The organism is Streptomyces sp. NPDC046862 (assembly GCF_040704615.1).
GTDB lineage: Bacteria > Actinomycetota > Actinomycetes > Streptomycetales > Streptomycetaceae > Streptomyces.
Map to the genome: position 1 here is coordinate 46428 of NZ_JBEYXP010000046.1, position 19692 is coordinate 66119.

Genomic DNA, 19692 nt, shown 5'->3' on the forward strand with positions numbered 1-19692 from the left:
CTTGACGATCAGTGACGAGCGCCCGACGACCGGGCTGTGGAACGATCCTGCCCTGCCGGCGCCCGTCCGCGCCCGGGCCCTGCTCGACGCCATGACCCAGGCCGAGAAGGTCGCACAGCTCGGCAGCACCTGGCCGGACCACGACGCCGGCGGCGACGTGGCGCCCATGCAGGAGACCTTCCGCGGCGCCGACCGCTTCGGGGAGGCCATCGCCGAGGGTCTGGGACAGCTGACCCGGGTCTTCGGCACGGCACCGGTCGACCCGGAGGCCGGCCGCGCGCGACTGATGGCGCTGCAGGAACAGGTGGTGGCGGCGAACCGGTTCGGCATCCCCGCGGTCGCCCACGAGGAGTGCCTGACCGGCTTCTTCACCTGGCAGGCCACCGTCTACCCGACCCCGCTGGCCTGGGCGGCCACCTTCAATCCCGCACTCGTCGGTCGGATGGCCGAGGCGATCGGCTCGGACATGGCGGCCGTCGGCGTCCACCAGGGCCTGGCGCCCGTCCTGGACGTCGTACGCGACTACCGCTGGGGCCGGGTCGAGGAGACCCTCGGCGAGGACCCCTACCTCGTCTCGGAACTCGGCCTGTCCTACGTACGGGGCCTGCAGTCCTCCGGCGTGGTCGCCACCCTGAAGCACTTCGCCGGCTACTCCACCTCCCGCGCGGCCCGCAACCATGCCCCGGCCGCCCTCGGCCCCCGCGAACTCGCCGACATCATCCTCGTCCCGTTCGAGAAGGCCGTGGTCGACGGCCGCGTCCGCTCGGTGATGAACGCCTACAACGACATCGACGGTGTGCCCTGCGGCGCGGACGAAACCCTCCTCACCGGGCTGCTGAGAGACACCTGGGGTTTTGAAGGCACGGTCGTGTCCGACTACTGGGCCGTCGCGTTCCTGGCCTCCATGCACCATGTGGCGGACGACGTCACGGGCGCGGCACAGGCCGCGCTGCGGGCCGGCCTCGACGTCGAGCTGCCCCACACCTCCGGCTACGGGGAGCCCTTGCAGGCGTTGCTGCGGGACGGCCGGGTCAGCACGGAGACCCTGGACCGGTCGGTGCTGCGCGTGCTGACGCAGAAAGCCGAACTCGGTCTGCTCGACCCCGACTGGAAGCCGGGGCAGTACACCACCCCGGCCGACTTCGACTCGCCCCGCAACCGCGGCATCGCCCGCGACCTGGCCGAACAGTCCGTCGTCCTGCTCAACAACCCCTCGGGGGCGCTACCGCTCGCCAGCCCGAAGTCGATCGCCGTGATCGGGCCAGCCGCCGACGACGCACGGTGCCTGTTCGGCTGCTACTCCTTCCCCAACCACGTCCTGCCCCACCACTTCGAAACCCCCCTGGGCGTCGAGGCCCCGACGGTCCTCGAGGGCATCCGGCGGGAGTTCCCCGACGCGTCGGTCCACCACGAGGTCGGCTGCCCGATCACCGGGGACGACCGCAGCGGCATCGAGGCGGCCGTGGCGGCGGCCGCGGCGGCCGACCTGACGATCCTCGTCGTCGGCGACCGCTCCGGCATGTTCGGGGAGGGAACCTCCGGCGAAGGCTGCGACGTGGGCACACTGACGCTCCCCGGAGTGCAGGAGGACCTGGTGGAGGCCGTGTTCGGTGCGGCCAGCCACACCGTCCTCGTCGTGGTCTCGGGCCGCCCGTACGCGATCGGCCGGCATGCTCAGACAACGGACGCGACCGTCCAGGCGTTCTTCCCCGGAGAGGAAGGATCGGCGGCGATCGCCGGTGTTCTCTCCGGCCGGATCAACCCCTCCGGACGACTGCCCGTGCAGATCCCCGGTGATACGGCCGGTCAGCCAGGCACCTACCTGGCGCCTCCGCTCGCGCTCAAGAGCGACGGTGTGAGCAACATCGACCCCACACCGGCGTTCCCGTTCGGGCACGGCCTGTCCTACACCGATTTCGCCATCGGGGACGTGCGGGCCGACACGGAGACCATCGCGGTCGACGGATCGGTGACCGTCCGGGCCACGGTCTCCAACACCGGCCCCCGTGCGGGCACTTCGGTCCCGCAGCTGTACCTCACCGACCCGGTCGCCTCCGTCACCCGTCCCGTCCGCCAGCTGATCGGCTTCACCCGCATCGAGCTGGCCGCCGGTGAGAGCCGCGCAGTGGAGTTCCAGTTCCATGCGGACCTGACCAGCTTCACCGGGCGGGACTTGCGGCGCCGCGTCGAGCCCGGCTGGATCACGCTGACCGTCGCGCAGTCGGCGGGTGATGCGGGCGGTGCGGTACAGGTGAAGCTGGAAGGAGCCCGGCGCTTCGTCGACCACACCCGGACCATGACCACAGCCGTCACACTGCTGCGAGACTGACCTGTCCGCTCCACGCCTGGGCAGGCGGGGCATACGCACCCCGTTCTCGGCGAGCCGTGTGCCGGCCTGCTGCGCAGAAGCCAGTACGTCGTCTCCTCCACGGTGGGCAATTGCCCGTGCCCGCGAACGCCCCACCGGCGTTCGCCAGCGGGAGCTTCGTCGTACGCGACGACGTGCGCAGGCGGTGGGGCGTCAGCTGCACGGCGTGCTCCGCTCCATCGGGGGATCAAGATGTGCAGCTGCCGCGGTGCGATGCCGTATCCCGGCCCAAGACCGGCAACCATGCCGCCGCAAAGTGCAGTGTGTGCACCGTGTCCTGCTCCCAGATGAGGGGGCCTGGTACCGCAGTACCAATAGCGGAGACAGGACCGGTTCCATGGTGCCTTCGACGCGAGGTGTGGCGCGCCTAGAGTTCCTGGCAGGGGCGCCGGGATTGTCGGCGTCCCTGCCAGGCATCGTGGAGGGAACCCGCACGTGATCCAGCACGTGATCCAGCACGTGGTCAAGCGCTACAGCGACAAGACCGCTGTCGACGTCCTGGACTTCACCGTGAAGCCCGGCGTGGTGACAGCCTGCGTGAAGGGCGTCGTGTCAGGGGCGGTCGCCGAGGGCGTTCTGGTAGGCGCGTTCGTCGTCGTCTTCGAACACGGTGAACACCACGCGGTCGAACCGTCCGGGATGCGCCGCGATCCAGTCGGCGACGGTGTGCAGCGCGATTGGTGCGGCTTCCTCCTTGGGGTAGCCGAAGACGCCGGTGCTGACGGCGCAGAAGGCGAGTGTGCGGATGGTCTCCACCTCGGCGGCGAGGTCCAGGCATGCCCGGTAGGCGGAGGCGAGCGCCTGCGCGTCGTGCGCGTGCGGTCGGCCCTGGACGACAGGGCCGACGGTGTGCAGGACGTACCGGGCCGGCAGGTGGTAGCCCCGGGTGATCTTGGCCGTGCCGGTCGGTTCGTGGCTTCCCTGGGCCGTGATGATCGTGTGGCAGTCGTCGCGCAGGTGAGGTCCGGCGGCGTTGTGGAGGGCGTTGTCGATACAGGGGTGCAGGGGGCGGAAGCAGCCGAGCAGTTGGCTGTTGGCGGCATTCACCACGGCGTCGGCGGCAAGCGTGGTGATGTCTCCCCGCCACAGCACGGCCTCGGCCGCGGCCGGGAAGGCCGTGCCGTGGAACTCCTCCGCGATCGTGGGCAGTTCACGCGCCGAGACGGCGGGCCGCAGGCGCCGTTCCGCGCCGAGGAGCGCGTCCAGCTCCCGGTCCGCTCCCTCCGGCAGCGGACCGGGATCACGTACGGTCAGCAGGGCGCGCAGCACCCGACGGGCCGTGGCGGCGTCGGCGAGGTGCCTCAGTGAATCGGCCCGCAGCCCGAGCCGGACCACGGCTGGATCGGCGCTGAGCAGGTGCAGTGCCGAGCGCACATGCGCGTCCAGCCGAGCGGTTGCGGCCGGGGCCGCCGTGGGGCGGAAGGGCTCGTCGAGGGCGACGGCCGACCGGTAAGCGGCCAGGGGCAGTGCGGAGAGCTGTGTCTCCACCCCGGCGACGTCATCGGGCACGACGCGGATCGGAATCATCAAAGGCTCCGGGTGGGGCGGGTGAAGGAGGTGTGCCGATGGCACGGCCTCCGCACGCCGGCGCGCGCGGGGCCGGGCCAATGGCGGGTGGATCACATCTCTTCGAGCGTGCCGGCGTGCAGCTCGCCGATCCGGCCCTCAGGGGTGTCGTAGGCCCAGAAGGCGTGGACCGTACGAGTGTTGAGGTTCATCGCGTGGGTGACGGTCATGCCGGACTTCTCCACCCAGCCGAGCAGGAAGACGCCGGGGGCGACCTCGGCCGCGTGCAGTCTGACGTCCTCGCTCGCTCCGGAGGTGGGCCCGGCGACGGTCTCGTAGTGAAGTGTGGCGCCGTCGGGGCTGTAGGCGTTGTGGAAGACCACGCCGTTGTCGACGCTGAACCTGTACGTCTTTCCTGCGTAGGTGAGATCGCTCATGTCAGAACAGGCCGTTGCCGTGCGGCAGTTCGGCCGGGACGGGGGCGATGACGTCCCAGTGCTCGACGATCTTGCCGTCCGCGACACGGAAGAGGTCGTAGTAGGCGACGGGCACGCCGAACTCGCCCTCGGACTGAGTCAGGACGAACTCACCCTCGGCGATGACCTTGTGTACCTTCTTGTAGACGAGGTTCTTGCCCTGCTCGGCCCACTTGGCCGCGGCCGCCCCGAAGCCGTCGAGACCGTCGGCGGCATCCGTGTTGTGCTGGTGGTATGTCTCGGTGGAGATGTAGTCGGTGAGCACCGAGTAGTCGGCGCCGACGAACACCTTCTCCGCGAACTCGGCCACCAGGGAACGGTTGGCCTCGGTCTTGTCGGTCTCGGTGACGGCCGCGGGCCCGTCGGTCTGGGAGCGGCCGGAGACGGTGTCCTTGACCAGCGGGGTCAGGGCGTCCCAGTGCTCGGCCAGCTTGCCGTCGGCGTCGACCCGGAAGATGTCGAATCCGACGAGCGGGTCCGGACCGAAGCCGTGGTAGGTGCCGTGCAGGGCGACCAGGTCGCCGTCGGCGATGACTCGGGCGCCTTCGTAGCGGAAGTCCTCACCCAGGCCGGCGACGAGCCCGCGCAGGGCCTCGGGCCCGTCGGGGGCGAGCGCGCTGTGCTGCTTGTAGTCCGCGGCCACCCAGCGGTCCACGGCGGAGGGGTCCTTGTCGCCGAACAGCTCGGTGGCCGCCTGAAGGACGGTGTTCTTCGCGTTGCTCATGATTGTCTTCCCTTGCTTGGAGACTGGCCTGGACGGACCGGCGGTCCAGCGGTGATGTGTTCAAACTATGCCGACTGCACCCGGTCGATCGGCGAAAATAGCGACTCTCGATGGTTAAAAAGCGACACACTTCCTTGCTGCTGGCCTGCCGGTCACCGGGCCGGGGTAGTGCCGACGGTGGCGTGGGTTATTCCCCTGCGGCGCGGACGACGCCGGAGAGGGGGGTGGCGGGATGGCCGGTGAGACGGGCTACGGCGTCGCTGACGCCGTCGAGTTCGCCGGACGCGATGGCCGTGTAGGTGGACACCCAGGCGTCCAACTGCCACGACGGGGCGCCGTAGGAGGCGCGGGAGGCGTAGGCCTCCTCGACCGTCTCCTGCTGGTAGGTGACGGTGCGTCCGAGCTGATCGGACAGGATCGCGGCCGCTTCGTCAAGGGTGAGGGAGTCTGGCCCGGTCAGGTCGTAGGCCACGCCTGCGTGGTCGTCGGGCCGGGAAAGCACCGCGGCGGCGGCGTCGGCGATGTCGTCCTGGCCGACGAACGCGGCGCGTCCCTGGCCGGCCGGGCCGCGGATGACGCCGTCCTCGCCGACGAGGTCGGGGACGAACTCCGCGTAGAAGTTGTCCCGGAGGAAGGTGTACGCCAGGCCGCTGGCGCGGATGTGCTGTTCGGTGTGGAAGTGGTCGCGGGCCAGGGTGAAGGTGGCGTCGGGTGCCGCGCCGTAGAAGGAGACGTATACCAGGTGCCGGACACCCGCCTGCGCGACGGCATCAATGAACGTCTTGTGCTGGGCGAGCCGGTCGGCGCTCTCGGAGGCGGAGACCATGAAGACAGTGCGGGTACCGGCGAGGGCCTCCCGGACAGCATCCTGGTCGGCGTAGTCGCCGCGCACCGCCACCGAGCCGGGAAGCCGTGGTGCGCGTGCCGGGTTACGGGCAAGGAGTTTCTGCGGGACGCCCCGCTCGGCCAGTCGCCGGGCGACGCGCCCGCCGAGTCGGCCGGTGGAGCCGGTGACGGCGGTCGTGGGGACGGATACCTCGGATACCTGGGACATGCCGTGACCTCTCTTCCTGTGGTGACGAAGGCGCGCTGCCTCCGGACGTCAGGGATGGAGCCTGTCGAGGAGCAGGCCCGCTCCGTGGGGAACGGACAGAGCTCGTATACCGAGGTCCGAGGGGACGTCGGGATGGGCGGGATTGATCCGGACGAGGCGGGCCCGAGGTGTATGGCGCACCAGGTTCTCCATGGGCCGACGGATCACGCCGGGGGTATTGAAACCGGCCCCGATTTCCAGCACGAGCAAGGCGCTGTCCGTGGGCGCGTCGTCGAGCCACCGGACCAGCCGCTGCCCGGCGGGCAGATAGACGTCGTCGACGAACTCCGGACCGACGCGGACGTTGGGGAAGACATCGGCACCGCAGTTGGGGCAGCGCGGCAGGGCCGCCGGGTCGGTCACCCGGCCGGTGTCGCGGTCGTATACGGCGAGGATCGTGTCGAGGAACGGCCTGCTGGACCAGGTCTCCCGCGAGCAGGGGACCGTGCACTGCAGGCGGCCGTAGTCTCCCTGCGGGGTGAACACCCGGTCGGGAGCGAAGCCGTTGCGGGCGAACAGGGCGTCGACGTTGGACGTCATCACCCAGTGGTCGCGCTCGCCGACCAGTTCCCTCAGTTTGCGGTAGAGGGGATTGGGGTGGGGGCTGTAGCGGATGTCGTCGATGTGCACGGCCCAGTAGCCCCACATCATGTCCTTCGGCAGGGGTGCGCCGAGCAGGTAGCGCGAGCGCAGGCCGAGCCGGTACAGCGCCGGCATCAGTTCCCGGAAGCGTTCGGTGTCGCCGTAGTCGTAGCCGGCGGCCGCGCTCAGACCCGCGCCGGCCGCGATCAGGACCCGGTCGGCTTCTTCAAGCCAGGCGCGGATGGTCTCGAGCGCCGGTGCGGTCGAGACGGGAACGTTGTGCAGGGTGCTCACGACGTGCAGGTTCCTTCCAGTGCCGCGGACACGCGGTGCATGTACTTGTCGAAGGCCGTGGTCAGTTCCTCGACACGGGTCAGCGGTCCGCCCAGCCGGTGGTTTCCGCCGGCGGTGGCGATCAACAGAGCCGGGTAGCTCTCCACACTCAGGCGGCGGACGGCGCGCAGTCCGGACCTTGCTCGCGCGCGTGTGACGGGCGCGGCGTAGGAGCAGGCCACGGCAAGGGGGCTCAGCCCCAGCTCGACGGCGAGCACTCGATAGGTCGCCGGGTCCGACAGGCTCAGGCCATCGACGAACCAGGCGTGCTGCATCGCTTCGAGCGTCCGCACAGTGTCCGCCCCGGGCTGGGCCAGCAGGGCCTCCAGCCCGGTTGCCGCGTCGGTCGAGTCCATCACCGTGCTGCCTTCGGCCACCGTCCGCCGGTGTCCCGCACCGAAGTGGGCACCGGTCAGTTCCGCGACGCGGACGCTCTCGCGCACCAGGCCGGGATGGGCCGAAACAGGCAGCGCACGTGCCCCCGTATACAGCCCGGCCGACAGGACACGCAGGTCGGCGTGGTCGGCACGGGCTTCGACGAAGGCCCGCAGGGACGGGGCGAATCCGTGACACCAAGCGCAGTAGGCGTCGAAGACGTACGTCAGCCCGACCCGCTCTCCCATCGTCGCCATGCGCCGTCCTTTCCGGTTTCCGCCAGGGAGACGTTCCGTTTCCGCAGCGGCATGACCAACGTACGAAGAGCGCTCAGGGAAAGCCGGATAAACTTCCGACTCATGATGGCCAAAAACCGACACGGATCCCTGCGTGAGATCCCCGAGGTCGCGTTTGCCGCGCCCGCGGGCACTCCCGCCGGTGTCGAGGTCATGCCGCTGGCCGAGCTACGGCGGCGCGTCTGCGAGCGCACCCTCGTGCGACCCCAGCGCCCCGACTTCCATCACCTGCTCACCCTCACCACGGGCGACCTCTGGCACATCGTCGATTTCAACGGCTACACCCTGCGGCCGGGCTCCTGGCTGTGGGTGCGCCCGGGCCAGGTGCATCAGTGGGGCGACCTCACCAACGCAGAGGGCACCCTGATCCTCTTCCAGCAGGACATGCTGGACCCGGCCACGGCGACCGCCGCACGGGTCGACGACCCGCACGCACCGGCCGTCATCACCCCCGTCGCCGCCGACGCCGAGGCGGTGACCATGGCCGCGGAACACCTGAGCCGCGAGTTCCGCTCGCTCGGTCACCTGCCTCTCGAAGTGCACATCGCAGCCCAGCGCCACCTCCTCGCCGTCCTCCTGCTGCGGCTGGCCCATCTCACCGTCCCGGTCGGCAGCCCCGCTCCGGAGCCGGACGAGACCTACCTCCGGTTCCGTGACGCGGTCGAACGGCACTTCACCACCACTCGACGGGTGGAGGACTACGCCCGCATGCTCGGCTATTCGGGGCGCACCCTCGCCCGGGCGACCCTGGCGGGCGCCGGGCTCAGCGCGAAGGAGTTCGTCGACCGCCGGGTCGTGCTGGAGGCGAAGCGCCTGCTGGCACACGGCGACGAGACCGCCGCCCAGATCTCCGACCGCCTCGGCTTCGTCACGCCCTCCCAGTTCAGCAAGTACTTCACGCAACGCACGGGCCGTTCCCCGATCGACTTTCGCAACGGGGTCAGGAAACGCTGAGGGCCTCGGGCCGTCGGCGGCCCTCGGTCAGGGCAACACCCCGCAGTGACGACTGGCCGAGGGCGAGCGCTTCACTGCTCCGACCCGCCGCACCTCCCATGCCTGCCGAGCCTCACGACGAACGAGTCGTATTTTGACCATCGGGACACTGGTTCAGGCATCGCCGCCGCCCCTGTCGAAGGGCAGCATTGACACGGCTCAACCTGCCGGATGCGCGAAATATCAACGTCCTCGGCAGCTGCCATCCGACTCTCGACGTGCAGAAAAAGAAAAGGCGATCCTTGCAATGAACCGCTCAGTTCGCATCTCTCTGTCCGCAGCCGCCGTCGCACTCGTGGCCGGCGCGGTGATCGTTCCCTCCGCGTTGGCCACGCCCGAGCACGGCACGCCGACGTATTCGACCGGCCGGCTTTCCGCCCAGGAACTGCGCAACGAGAAGGCCGCCGTGGCCCTGCTGGACCAGGCTTTCAACCAGCACCGTCCGGGCAAGGCCGCCGAGAGGTACATCAGCGCCGACACCTACATCCAGCACAACCCGAACTTCGGCAACGGCCGCGATGCCTTCGTCGCCGGTGTCACGGGCTTCCTCCAGCAGTTCCCGGACGCTTCGCTGACTTTCAAGCGGACCGTCACCCAGGGCGATCTCGTCGTCGTGCAGGGCTTGGCGAAGACGTCGGCCCAGGACCGCGGCACGGTCGAGGTGGACACCTTCCGCTTCGACCGGCACGGCAGGATCGTCGAGCACTGGGATGCCCTGCAGGCGGTCGCGGAGAAGAGTGCCAACGGCAACCCGCAGGTCTGACCCGACAGGACACAACGCCCGCACCCTCCCCGGGGGGTGCGGGCGTTGTGTCCTGTGCCCGGGGTGGACCGGTCAGAAGGGGTACTGGGCCTGCTGGGTCGCGATCGTCACCCAGCGGGTGTTGGAGAAGGCCTCGATGCCCCACCGTCCGCCGAACCGGCCGTATCCGGAGGCCTTCACGCCGCCGAAGGGCGCGTGGGGCTCGTCGGCCACGGACTGGTCGTTGATGTGCACGATGCCCGTCCGGATCCGACGGGCGACGTTCAGCCCGTGGGTGGCGTTCTCGGTGATGATGCCGCAGGTCAGACCGTTGTCGGTGTCGTTGGCGACGGCCACGGCGGTGTCGGCGTCGCCGAATGTCTCGACGACGCAGACCGGCCCGAAGGCCTCCGCGTAGTACAGGTCCGCCTCCTGGGGAACGCCGGTGAGTACGGTCGCCGCGTGCACCGCGCCCTCGGGGCGTCCGCCGCCCGTCAGCACGGTGGCGCCCTTGGCGACCGCGTCCTCCACCAGAGCGGCGACGCGCTGTGCGGCGGAGGCGGTGACCAGCGGGCCCACCACGGTATGTGGGTGGGCGGGGTCCCCGGCCTGGAGGGAGGCGACCTTCGCGGTGAACTTCCGGGTGAACTCCTCGGCCAGCGACTCGTGTACGAGGATGCGGTCGCCGGACATGCAGATCTGCCCGGAGTTCATGAACACGCTGAAGGTGACGGCGTCGACGGCGTAGTCCACGTCCGCGTCGTCCAGGACGATCACCGCGTTCTTGCCGCCCAGTTCCAGCACGGCCGGCTTGAGGTGCTGCGCCGCGTGCGTGCCGATGATCCGGCCGATGCCGGTGGAGCCGGTGAAGTTCACGGCACGCACCCGGGGGTCGGCGATCAGTACCTCGGCGATCTGAGCCGCGTCCTCGCGGGCGTTGGTGACCACGTTGAGTACGCCGTCGGGCAGTCCCGCCTCGCGCAGCACGTCCGCGACAAGCAGTCCGCAGGCGATCGGCGCGTCCTCGCTGGGCTTGACGACGACGGTGTTGCCGGCAGCGAGCGGTGCGGCCACGGCCCGGACACCGAGGATGACCGGAGCGTTCCACGGCGCGAACGCCGCCACCACGCCCAGCGGTTCCCGCACGGCCAGGCCCAGCGCGCCTTCCTCCTGGGCGCTGAGCACCTCACCACGCGGGGCAGTGATCGCGGAGGCCGCCTCCCGCAGGATATTCGCGGCCAGTGCCACGTTGAAGAACGCCCAGGGGCGGGTGCCGCCGGCCTCGTGGGCCATGATCTCGGCCACCTGCTCGGCACGGGCGTCCAGCAGATCCGCAGCCTTGAGGAAGATCGCGCGACGGGCGAAGGGTGCGACGGCGGCCCATGCGGCGAACGCCGCGTCGGCGGCGTCCACGGCCCGGGTGACATCCTCCGGGCCGGCCGCGGCGACGGTCGCGTAGACCTCGCCGGTGTAGGGGTTGATGTCCTCGGCGGTGCGGCCGGAGTCGGCGGGCACGTCCTTGCCGCCGATGAAAAGTTCGCGGGTGAGAGACATGAAGGGCTTCTTTCGATACGGGGCAGTCGTGGCGGGGCCGCAGAACGTGCGGGGCGGCTCAGGCGGGCATGCGGACGATCGGTTTGATGACGTCGCCGGCGTACGACGCCTGAAGCGCCTGCTCGATCTGGTCGAAGGTGAACCAGGAGACGAGGCGTTCCATGGGGAAGCGGCCCTGGCGGTACAACTCGATGAGTGCGCCGATGAGTTGGGTACTGCGGCCGCCGCCGCCGAGGACGCCGACGATGCGCTTGCCCCACAGGGTGGTGAGGTGGTCGAGGGTGAACTCGGCTCCCGCCGGGGCGCCGCCGATGAGTGCGCAGGTGCCGAGCATGCCGACCGAGTCGGCGGCCTGGCGTACGACGGAGATGATGCCGGTGCACTCCAGAGCGTTGTCGGCGGGCCCGCCGCAGATGTCGTGCACTGCGGTGACGGGATCCGTGTCGGCGGCGTTCACGGTGTGGGTGGCGCCGAGCTCCTTCGCCAGCTCCAGCCGGGAGGTGTGCCGGTCGACCGCGATGATCGTGGTCGCGCCGCTGTTGCGGGCCGCCATGACGGCGGCGAGCCCCACCGAGCCGGTGCCGTAGATCACGAGGCTGGAGCCGGTCTGCGGGCGCAGCGTGTTGAGCACGGCGCCCGCACCGGTGGACAGCCCGCAGGCGAGGGGGCCGAGCAGGTCGAGCGGGACGTCGTGCGGGACCTTCACCAGGCTGTTGGCCCGGGTCAGGGAGTGCGTGGCGAACGAGGACTGGCCGAAGAAGTGTCCGTGGAGGGCACCGCCGTCCGGGCGGCTCAGGGCCGAGGCCCCGGTCCCCGGCCGGACCCCGCTGACAAGGAGCTCGCCGAGCCGGGCGCAGTAACGGGGCTCGCCGGCCAGGCAGTTGCGGCACTCGCCGCACCAGGGCCAGCCGATGACGACGTGGTCGCCCTCCCGCACCGACGTGACACCCGGACCCACCGCCGTCACGACACCGGCGCCTTCGTGGCCGAGCACCCCGGGCGCGGGAAACGGAAGGTCACCGTGACGTGCCAGGCCGTCGGTGTGGCAGATGCCGGTGGCCGCGATCCGCACGACGACCTCGCCCGCTTCCGGGTCGTCCAGCGCGACGTCCTGGAGCTGGAACGGGCCGTCCTGCTTCTCGAACACGGCGGCTTGTATACGCATGGCGGCCTCCCGGACACAGAGAACAGCTTTGTTCACCTGGTGAAGTAAATTCCACAGACTGTGGCGGCGTGAGTCTGCGCCCGTCCGGAGCCGGTGTCAACGAAATGAGTCCACAACGTTCCGCTTGCAGGGACTGGTGTTTCAACTATTCAGACGACATGCCGGGCTGGATATCAAGCCTGCGGCCGATGACCGAGCCTGGTGGAGATCTCGGAGGTGGCGCGCCGCAAGGGGACTTCGAGGCGCGACATGACGGATTCCACCGAGGCGTTCCACACCGTGAGGTGCACCGCGACGTTCACCGCGGCCACCACGGCGCCGGACCGGTCCCGCACCGGCGCGGCCAGCGACCGCAGGCCAGGCGCGAGTTCCTCGTCGTTGAGTGCGAACCCGGTACGCCGGACCCGTGCCAGCGCCACCATGAGCTGCTCTCGTGCGGTGATCGTCTTCGGCCCCCTTCGGGCGAGGTCCGTGCGATCGACCAGGTCACGCAGTGCGGCCGGCTCCTGGTGTGCCAGCAGGACCTTGCCCATCGAGGTGCAGTAGGCCGGAAGGCGGGAGCCGACATGCAGATGGAGGCCCATGGCGAAGGTGCCCGCGCGACCGCTGCGCCGCCGGTCGACGTACACGATGTCCGGGCCGTCGAGCACGGCCATGCTGACGGTGTAGCCGGTCTCGTCCGACAGCGCCTGGAGGAACGGCCCGGCGACACGGGTGATCTCCATGGAGTTGATCGCCGCGAACCCGAGGTCGACGACCCGGGGTCCCAGGGAGTACTTCCGGGAGTCCGGATCCTGCTGGAGGTAGCCGAGTTTGGCGAGTGTCGCCACGTACCGGTAGGTGGTGCTGCGGTTGAGGCCGACCGCCCGCCCCAGGTCGGAAATACCCAGCACGGGCCGGGTCTCGCTGAACGACGAGAGGATCAGCAGTCCGCGTTCCAGGGACTGGGAGAACCCCGCGGCGGTGGCCTTCGGGGGTGATGCCGGGGCCTCGGCGTCATCGGCTGCCAGGGGGGCCAGGGGCTCGTCGGATCCCGACGACGGTGTCCGTGAGGTCATGCCGCATGGTAGCGCCGATTGTTTCAGCTATTAGAACACCGCGTTGACTTTCGTGACAGCCGCTCCTACGTTCCCCCCCATCTTTGGTTCACCAGGAGGGCAAACATGCCTAAGTCTCCTATGCCCGAACCGTCTCCCAAACCCAGCAGACGCCAGATTCTGCGCACGGCGGGGCTCGGTGTGTCCGGACTCGCCCTGGCAAGTCCCCTGCTCGCCGCCTGCAAGGTGGGCAGCGGCGACAGCGGCGGCAGCAGCGGAGCGGCCACACTGAAGATCGGTTTCGTCAGCCCGCGCACCGGCCCCGCGGCCGGTTTCGGCGAGCCGGACGCGTACGTGCTCAGCCTGGCCCGCAAGGCCTTCGCCGACGGCCTGACCATCGGCGGCAAAAAGTATCAGGTCAAGATCATCGACAAGGACGGCCAGTCCAACCCGCAGCGCGGCTCCCAGGTGGCCAACGACCTGATCAACGCCGAGGGCATCGACCTGATGCTCACCACGTCGACGCCGGAGACGGTCAACCCGGTCTCCGACGCGTGCGAGGCCGCCGGCGTCCCGTGCATCTCCACCGTCGTCCCCTGGGAGGCCTGGTACTTCGGCCGCGGAGCCAAGCCGACCCAGAAGCAGGCGTACCAGTACACCTTCCACTTCTGCTTCGGCGTCGAGCAGTTCCACCAGGCGTACACACATCTGTGGCCGCAGGTGAAGACGAACCAGAAGACCGGCGTCATGTGGCCCAACGACTCCGACGGCAACGCCATCCGGCAGGCACTCGGGCCGCTGCTGAAGAAGGACGGCTACGACATCGTCGACCCCGGCGCCTACACCGACGGCACCAACGACTACTCGTCGCAGATCGCCAGGTTCAAGGCCCAGAACTGCGAGATCTTCAACACCTTCCCCATCCCCTCCGACTTCGCCACCTTTTGGCGGCAGGCGGCGCAGCAGGGCTACAAGCCCAAGATTGTGCAGGTCGCCAAGACCGGCTTGTTCCCCTCCCAGGTCGAGGCGCTGGGCTCCATAGGCATCGGCATCGCCGGCGGCGCCTACTGGACCCCGACCTTTCCCTACAGCTCCTCCCTCACCAAGATCTCGTCCAAGGACCTGGCCGACGGCTACCAGACGTCGTCCGGCAAGCAGTGGACCCAGCAACTCGGCCCCAGCCTCGCCCTGTTCGACGCTGCGGCCGCCGCGTTCCAGGCGGCCACCGACCCCAAGGACAAGAAGGCCGTCGCCAAGGCGATCGCCGGTCTCGACGTGCAGACCCCAGTCGGCAGGCTCCAGTGGGGCAAGGGACCCAACGCCAACGTCGTCGCCACCCCCATCCTTGGCGGCCAGTGGGTGCAGGCCGCCAAGGGCAGCCCGTACAAGCTGGACTTCGTCCTGTGCGAGAACTCCAGCGACCCCAACGTCCCCGTCGCCGCGCGACTGCGCCCCTACACCGCATGAGCGCCGTGAGCACCCCGGCGGCCGACCCCACGAGGACGGAGGACCTCCCGCACGTCCTCGTGGGGGCCGGCCTCACCCTGAACTACGGCGACCTGCGCGTCCTGGACGGCGTCGACTTCCGTGTCGGCGCCGGCGAGGCGGTCGGCATCGTCGGCCCCAACGGCGCCGGGAAGACCACCCTGTTGAACGCCCTGGCCGGATCGGTCACACCCGACCGGGGCAGCATCCACCTCGACGGCCACGACATCACACCGATGCGACCGGAGCTGCGCTGCCGCCAGGGGATCGGCCGGGCGTTCCAGATCCCGCGTCCCTTCGGCGGGATGACCGTGCTGGAGAACGTTCTGGTCGGCGCCTCCTACGGCACCCGGCTGTCGCGGCGAGCGGCCCACCGAAGGTGCATCGAGGTCCTGGAACTGTGCGGGCTGATCGACCTCGCCAACCGGCGCGCCGAGAGCCTCGGCCTGCTGCACCGCAAACGGCTCGAACTCGCCCGCTCCCTCGCCACCGACCCCCGCGTCCTGCTCCTCGACGAGATCGGCGGCGGCCTCACCGACGCCGAGGCCGCCGAACTCGTCGGCACCATCAAGCAGTTGCGGGCCCTCGGCATCAGCATCGTGTGGATCGAGCACATCGTCCACGTACTGGTCCAGGTCATCGACCGCCTGGTCTGCATGGACGCCGGACGGGTCCTCGCCGAGGGCGATCCCGAGGCGGTCCTGCGCGACGCCCATGTCGTCGACGCCTACCTGGGAAGGGGCAGCCATGGCTGACCTGCTGCACGTCTCCCACCTCGACGCCCGCCACGGACTCCTCCCCGCGGTACGGGACCTGTCGCTGACGGTGTCCGACGGTGAGACCGTGGCCCTGGTGGGCGCCAACGGAGCCGGGAAGTCGACCTTGTTGCGTACGGTGGGCGGAGCCCATCCGGCCGCCGGAGGAACCATCGCCTTCGACGGGAACGACGTCACCGGCCTGGCGGCGCACCGGCGCGTGGGGCGCGGCCTGGCCCTCGTTCCCGAGGGCCGCAAGCTCTTCCCCGACCTCACCGTCGAGGAGAACCTGCTCGTCGCCGGCCGACGCGCCAGACCCGGCCCCTGGAGTGTCGACACCGTCCTGGACGCTTTCCCCCTGCTGCGGCCGATCCGCCACAAGCGGGCGGGCAGCCTGTCCGGCGGCCAGCAGCAGGCCACCTCCATCGGCCGCGCCCTCATGACCAACCCCAGGCTGCTGCTGGTCGACGAGGTCTCGCTCGGCCTGGCACCGGTCGCCGTCGACGCGGTCTACGAGTCACTCACGGCACTCATCGCCGACGGTGCCACCGTCGTCCTGGTCGAACAGGACCTCAGCCGCGCGATGACGGTGGCGGACCGCGTGGTCTGCATGCTCGAGGGCCGCGTCGTCCTCGACGCCCCCGTCGGCGGGGTCACCCGCGACCAGGTCACCGACGCCTACTTCGGCCTCGGCCGTGTGAACACGACCTCCGCCCCGGTCGACACACCGGCGGCCCACCCCACTCCGGAGCGGACATGAGCTGGATCAACGCCATCGTCCAGGGCCTCTTCCTCGGCGGCCTGTACGCACTCTTCGCCTGCGGCCTGTCCCTGCTGTTCGGCGTCATGCGCATCATCAACCTCGCCCACGGCGACCTCGCCGTGCTCGGCGCGTTCGGGGTCTGGTGGGTCTCCACGCAGGCCGACGTGTCGCCGTTCCTGGCGCTGCTCGCGGTGCTCCCGGTGATGCTCGCCCTCGGCTACGCCCTCCAGCGCACCGTCCTGGCCCGCAGCCTGCGCGGCGGTGAACTCACCCCGCTGCTGACAACCTTCGGACTCGCCATCGTCCTGCAGAACGCCCTGCTGCAGATCTTCTCCCCGGACGTGCGCTCCCTCGGCCCGTCTGTGGGCTCACTGTCGACCGGCAGCTGGAAGATCACCGACCAGCTGTCCGTCCCCTACCTCGGCGTGCTGATCCTTGCCGTTGCCGTCGCCATCCTGGGCGCCCTCCAGTTCCTGCTGCAACGCACCGGATTCGGCCGGGAGATGCGCGCCACCGCCCAAGACCCGGACACCGCGGCGCTCGTGGGCGTACCGGCTGCGTCCGTCTACGCCCGCGCCGCCGCGATCGCCGTCGCGGTGGCGGCCCTGGCCGGGACCTTCCTGGCCGTCCACTCCACTTTCGACGCCTCCAGCGGCCCGACCCAGCTCATCTTCGCCTTCGAAGCGGTCGTCATCGGCGGCCTCGGTTCCCTGTGGGGCACGCTGACCGGCGGCATCGTCCTCGGCATCGCCCAGACCCTCGGCGCCCAGATCGACCCGCAGTACGCGATCCTCGCCGGGCACCTGGTCTTCCTCGTCATCCTGGCCGGCCCCCGCGGCCGGTTCATCGCCACCAGGAGAGCCCACGCATGACCACAGCAGCCGCCCCCGCCCCGCCCGGCGCATGGTCCGTCCAGCGCTCCGGCCTCGCCTCCCGCATCGGTTCCGGTGCCCTCGTCCTTGTCGCGCTCGCCCTGTTCGCCGTTCCCCAGGTGCTCAGCGCGAACGTCGTCCAGCAGCTCACCAGCCTGCTGATCTTCCTCATCCTCGCCGTCATGTGGAACGCCCTGGCCGGGTACGCCGGGCTCGTCTCGGTCGGCCAGCAGGCGTTCATCGGGTTCGGCGCGTACGGCACGATCTACCTCACCCAGCGCGGCATACAGCCCTACCTCGCGGTAGTCCTGGCATCGCTCGCCTCCGCCGTGCTCGCGGCGGTGCTCTCCCTGCTGGTACTGCGGCTGCGCGGCGGCCAGTTCGCCGTGGGCACCTGGGTCGTCGCCGAGACGATCGCCCTGTTCGTCATGCTCGACCAGAGTCTCGGAGGCGGAACCGGTGTCTCCCTCCAGGGGCTGAGCGCCTACGCCCCCGAGGTGCGCCGCGCCTTCACCTACTGGCTCACCCTCGCCTTCGCGGTCCTCCTTCTCGTCCTGCTCTTCCTCCTGCTGCGATACCGCACCGGAGCGGCCCTGCAGGCGATCCGCGACGACGAGGACGCCGCAGCCTCGCTCGGCGTGCGGGTCAGGCCGCTCAAACTCCTGCTGTTCGTCCTCGCCGGCTTCGGATGCGGTGCCGCGGGCGCGCTCACCCTGGCCAACACCCTGTTCATCCAGCCCGAGTCGATCTTCGGAGTGCAGTGGTCGGCGTACATGATCTTCATGGTGCTGGTCGGCGGCATCGGCACCTTCGAAGGACCGATCATCGGCGCCGTTCTCTTCTTCGCCGTGCAGTACTTCTTCGCCGACCAGGGAACCTGGTACCTCATCGGGCTCGGACTGACCGCCGTAGCCTTCGCCCTCTTCCTCCCGCGCGGGCTGTGGAGCCTGCTGAACGACCGGCTCCACGTGCAGTTGCTACCCGTCGGTTACCATCTGCGACGGCAGGGGGCTCCACCCCGGTCGTCGAAGAGGAAGACTTGACCAGGTGAATGTTCCTGACCCTACGGCGGCGGACGCGGGCCGACCGGATCTCCCGGTCACGGTGCGCCACCACATCGGCGGTGAGTGGACCGAGTCGCTGGGCGGAGGTACCTACCCTGACCACGACCCCTGGACCGGATCCGTCATGGCGACGGTCGCCGCCGGCGACGCCGAGGACGCCCGCCGGGCGGTGGACGCCGCCCAGGCGGCGTCCACCGGTTGGGCCGACGCGCTGCCGGCCGAGCGACAGCGGGTTCTGCTGCGCGCGGGAGACATCCTCGAGCGTCGACGCGAGGAGGTCCTCGGCCTGCTGACAAGGGAGACGGGGTGCGGCCGCCACTACGGGACGATGCAGCTGGACTTCAGCGTCGCGCTGCTCCGCCAGGCCGCCGGGCTCCCGTACACCGCTGTCGGACAGGTACTGCCCTCGGACATCCCCGGCACCCGGGCACTCGCCGTCCGTCAGCCGGTCGGAGTCGTCGCGGCCATCGCCCCGTGGAACGCCTCCCTGGTGCTGTCCGGCCGCAGCGTCGTGGGCCCCATCGCCGTCGGCAACACGGTCGTCCTCAAGCCGTCCGAGGAATCCCCCCTGACCGGCGGCACGCTCTGGGCGGAGATCTTCGCCGAGGCCGGACTCCCTCCGGGCGTCCTCAACGTGATCACCCATGCCCCCGGCGACGCCGGCGCCATAGCGGACGCCCTCCTCTCCCATCCCTCGGTGCGCCGCGTCAACTTCACCGGCTCCACGCCCACCGGCCGCCGACTCGCGGAGATGGCCGGCCGTCACCTCAAGCGCATCGTCCTCCAGCTCAGCGGTCAGAACCCGCTCATCGTCCTTGCCGACGCCGACCTCGACTACGCGGTCGACGCCGCGATCTACGGCGCGTTCGTGCACCAGGGACAGGTGTGCATGTGCGCCCGCCGTATCTACGTCGAGCGGCCCATCGCGGAGGAGTTCACCCGCCTCTTCACCCAGAAGGCGGCGGCGCTGCCCGTCGGCGACCCGCGAGATCCAAGCACCGTCGTCGGACCGGTGATCAACAAATGGGCGCTCTCCCTCCTGGAGCGCCGCGTCGAGGAGGCCGTCTCGATGGGCGCTCGTCTCCTGACCGGGGGAGTGGCCGAGCCGCCGTGCTACCCGCCCACCGTTCTGACCGACGTCCCCGAGGACGCCGAACTCGCCTTCGACGAGACCTTCGGCCCGGTCGTGATCCTGGAGACGGTCGACGACGCCGACCATGCGGTGCAGCGCGCGAACGCCTCCCGCTATGGGCTGACCGCGGGTGTCCTGACCGGCGACGCCCACCGTGGACTGGACATCGCCCGCCGTCTCGAAGCGGGGATTGTGCACGTCAACGACCAACCGGTCAACGACGAGCCGAACATGCCCTTCGGCGGCATGAAGGAAAGCGGCTGGGGCCGCTTCGGCACAGGCTTCGCGGCAGAGGAGTTCACCGAACTCCGCTGGATCACACTGCGCGGGGAATCCCGCGCCTTCCCGTTCTGACAGTGCCGGAGCGGGACGGCGCC

18 protein-coding genes are annotated in these 19692 nt (G+C 70.0%); 9 read left to right on the forward strand and 9 right to left on the reverse strand.

Annotated elements, in window-relative coordinates:
- The first annotated feature begins 1 nt into the window (after position 1).
- The gene (locus AB0959_RS38390) at positions 2-2329 is read left to right on the forward strand and encodes a glycoside hydrolase family 3 N-terminal domain-containing protein (protein WP_366831405.1); all 2328 of its coding nucleotides are present in this window, start codon (positions 2-4) and stop codon (positions 2327-2329) included.
- A gap of 591 nt (positions 2330-2920) precedes the next feature.
- Here AB0959_RS38390 and AB0959_RS38395 read toward each other — a convergent pair.
- From AB0959_RS38395 to AB0959_RS38420, 6 genes are all read right to left on the reverse strand, one after another.
- Positions 2921-3895 carry a protein-ADP-ribose hydrolase gene (locus AB0959_RS38395; RefSeq protein WP_366831406.1) on the reverse strand — a complete coding sequence of 325 codons (975 nt, stop codon included), beginning with the start codon at positions 3893-3895 and terminating at the stop codon, positions 2921-2923.
- 92 nt (positions 3896-3987) lie between these two features.
- On the reverse strand, positions 3988-4311 hold the full coding sequence (locus tag AB0959_RS38400) for a hypothetical protein (RefSeq protein ID WP_366831407.1): 324 nt from the start codon (positions 4309-4311) through the stop codon (positions 3988-3990).
- 1 nt (position 4312) lies between these two features.
- Positions 4313-5074, reverse strand: coding sequence for a nuclear transport factor 2 family protein (locus tag AB0959_RS38405; RefSeq protein WP_366831408.1), 762 nt, complete (start codon positions 5072-5074; stop codon positions 4313-4315).
- 187 nt (positions 5075-5261) lie between these two features.
- Complete coding sequence (locus tag AB0959_RS38410; protein WP_366831409.1) at positions 5262-6128, reverse strand: SDR family oxidoreductase; 867 nt, start codon at positions 6126-6128, stop codon at positions 5262-5264.
- Positions 6129-6176: 48 nt separating this feature from the next.
- Complete coding sequence (locus AB0959_RS38415; protein ID WP_366831410.1) at positions 6177-7043, reverse strand: NAD-dependent protein deacetylase of SIR2 family; 867 nt, start codon at positions 7041-7043, stop codon at positions 6177-6179.
- The gene (locus tag AB0959_RS38420; protein ID WP_366831411.1) at positions 7040-7714 is read right to left on the reverse strand and encodes a DsbA family protein; all 675 of its coding nucleotides are present in this window, start codon (positions 7712-7714) and stop codon (positions 7040-7042) included. Before AB0959_RS38420 ends, AB0959_RS38415 begins: the two co-directional genes overlap by 4 nt.
- 102 nt (positions 7715-7816) lie before the next feature.
- On the opposite strand from AB0959_RS38420, the gene AB0959_RS38425 reads away from it, so the two are divergent.
- Both AB0959_RS38425 and AB0959_RS38430 read left to right on the forward strand, forming a co-directional pair.
- The gene (locus AB0959_RS38425; protein WP_366831412.1) at positions 7817-8707 is read left to right on the forward strand and encodes an AraC family transcriptional regulator; all 891 of its coding nucleotides are present in this window, start codon (positions 7817-7819) and stop codon (positions 8705-8707) included.
- 133 nt (positions 8708-8840) lie between these two features.
- Positions 8841-9509 (forward strand): nuclear transport factor 2 family protein, encoded by a 669-nt coding sequence (locus tag AB0959_RS38430; protein ID WP_366831413.1) that lies wholly within the window; start codon positions 8841-8843, stop codon positions 9507-9509.
- 72 nt (positions 9510-9581) lie between these two features.
- On the opposite strand, the gene AB0959_RS38435 is transcribed toward AB0959_RS38430, so the two are convergent.
- From AB0959_RS38435 to AB0959_RS38445, 3 genes are all read right to left on the reverse strand, one after another.
- Entirely contained in the window at positions 9582-11042 is a 1461-nt protein-coding gene (locus AB0959_RS38435) for an aldehyde dehydrogenase family protein (RefSeq protein ID WP_366831414.1), read from the reverse strand.
- Between the two features lie 58 nt (positions 11043-11100).
- A complete protein-coding gene (locus tag AB0959_RS38440) occupies positions 11101-12207 on the reverse strand; it encodes an NAD(P)-dependent alcohol dehydrogenase (protein WP_366831415.1) in 1107 nt (368 codons plus the stop codon).
- Positions 12208-12380: 173 nt separating this feature from the next.
- Positions 12381-13265, reverse strand: coding sequence for an IclR family transcriptional regulator (locus tag AB0959_RS38445; protein WP_366831416.1), 885 nt, complete (start codon positions 13263-13265; stop codon positions 12381-12383).
- A gap of 105 nt (positions 13266-13370) precedes the next feature.
- Between AB0959_RS38445 and AB0959_RS38450 the strand changes: the two genes are divergently transcribed.
- From AB0959_RS38450 to AB0959_RS38475, 6 genes are read left to right on the forward strand one after another with little or no spacing between them, the layout of a single operon-like run.
- Positions 13371-14711 carry an ABC transporter substrate-binding protein gene (locus tag AB0959_RS38450; protein WP_366831417.1) on the forward strand — a complete coding sequence of 447 codons (1341 nt, stop codon included), beginning with the start codon at positions 13371-13373 and terminating at the stop codon, positions 14709-14711.
- Positions 14708-15484 carry an ABC transporter ATP-binding protein gene (locus AB0959_RS38455; RefSeq protein WP_366831418.1) on the forward strand — a complete coding sequence of 259 codons (777 nt, stop codon included), beginning with the start codon at positions 14708-14710 and terminating at the stop codon, positions 15482-15484. The genes AB0959_RS38450 and AB0959_RS38455 overlap by 4 nt, the downstream gene beginning before the upstream one ends.
- Positions 15477-16244 (forward strand): ABC transporter ATP-binding protein, encoded by a 768-nt coding sequence (locus AB0959_RS38460; RefSeq protein WP_366831419.1) that lies wholly within the window; start codon positions 15477-15479, stop codon positions 16242-16244. The genes AB0959_RS38455 and AB0959_RS38460 overlap by 8 nt, the downstream gene beginning before the upstream one ends.
- Positions 16241-17119: a branched-chain amino acid ABC transporter permease gene (locus AB0959_RS38465; protein ID WP_366831420.1), complete on the forward strand. Its 879-nt coding sequence runs from the start codon at positions 16241-16243 to the stop codon at positions 17117-17119. Before AB0959_RS38460 ends, AB0959_RS38465 begins: the two co-directional genes overlap by 4 nt.
- Entirely contained in the window at positions 17116-18162 is a 1047-nt protein-coding gene (locus tag AB0959_RS38470) for a branched-chain amino acid ABC transporter permease (protein ID WP_366831421.1), read from the forward strand. Before AB0959_RS38465 ends, AB0959_RS38470 begins: the two co-directional genes overlap by 4 nt.
- A 4-nt stretch (positions 18163-18166) precedes the next feature.
- On the forward strand, positions 18167-19669 hold the full coding sequence (locus AB0959_RS38475) for an aldehyde dehydrogenase family protein (protein WP_366831422.1): 1503 nt from the start codon (positions 18167-18169) through the stop codon (positions 19667-19669).
- Positions 19670-19692 lie beyond the last annotated feature (23 nt).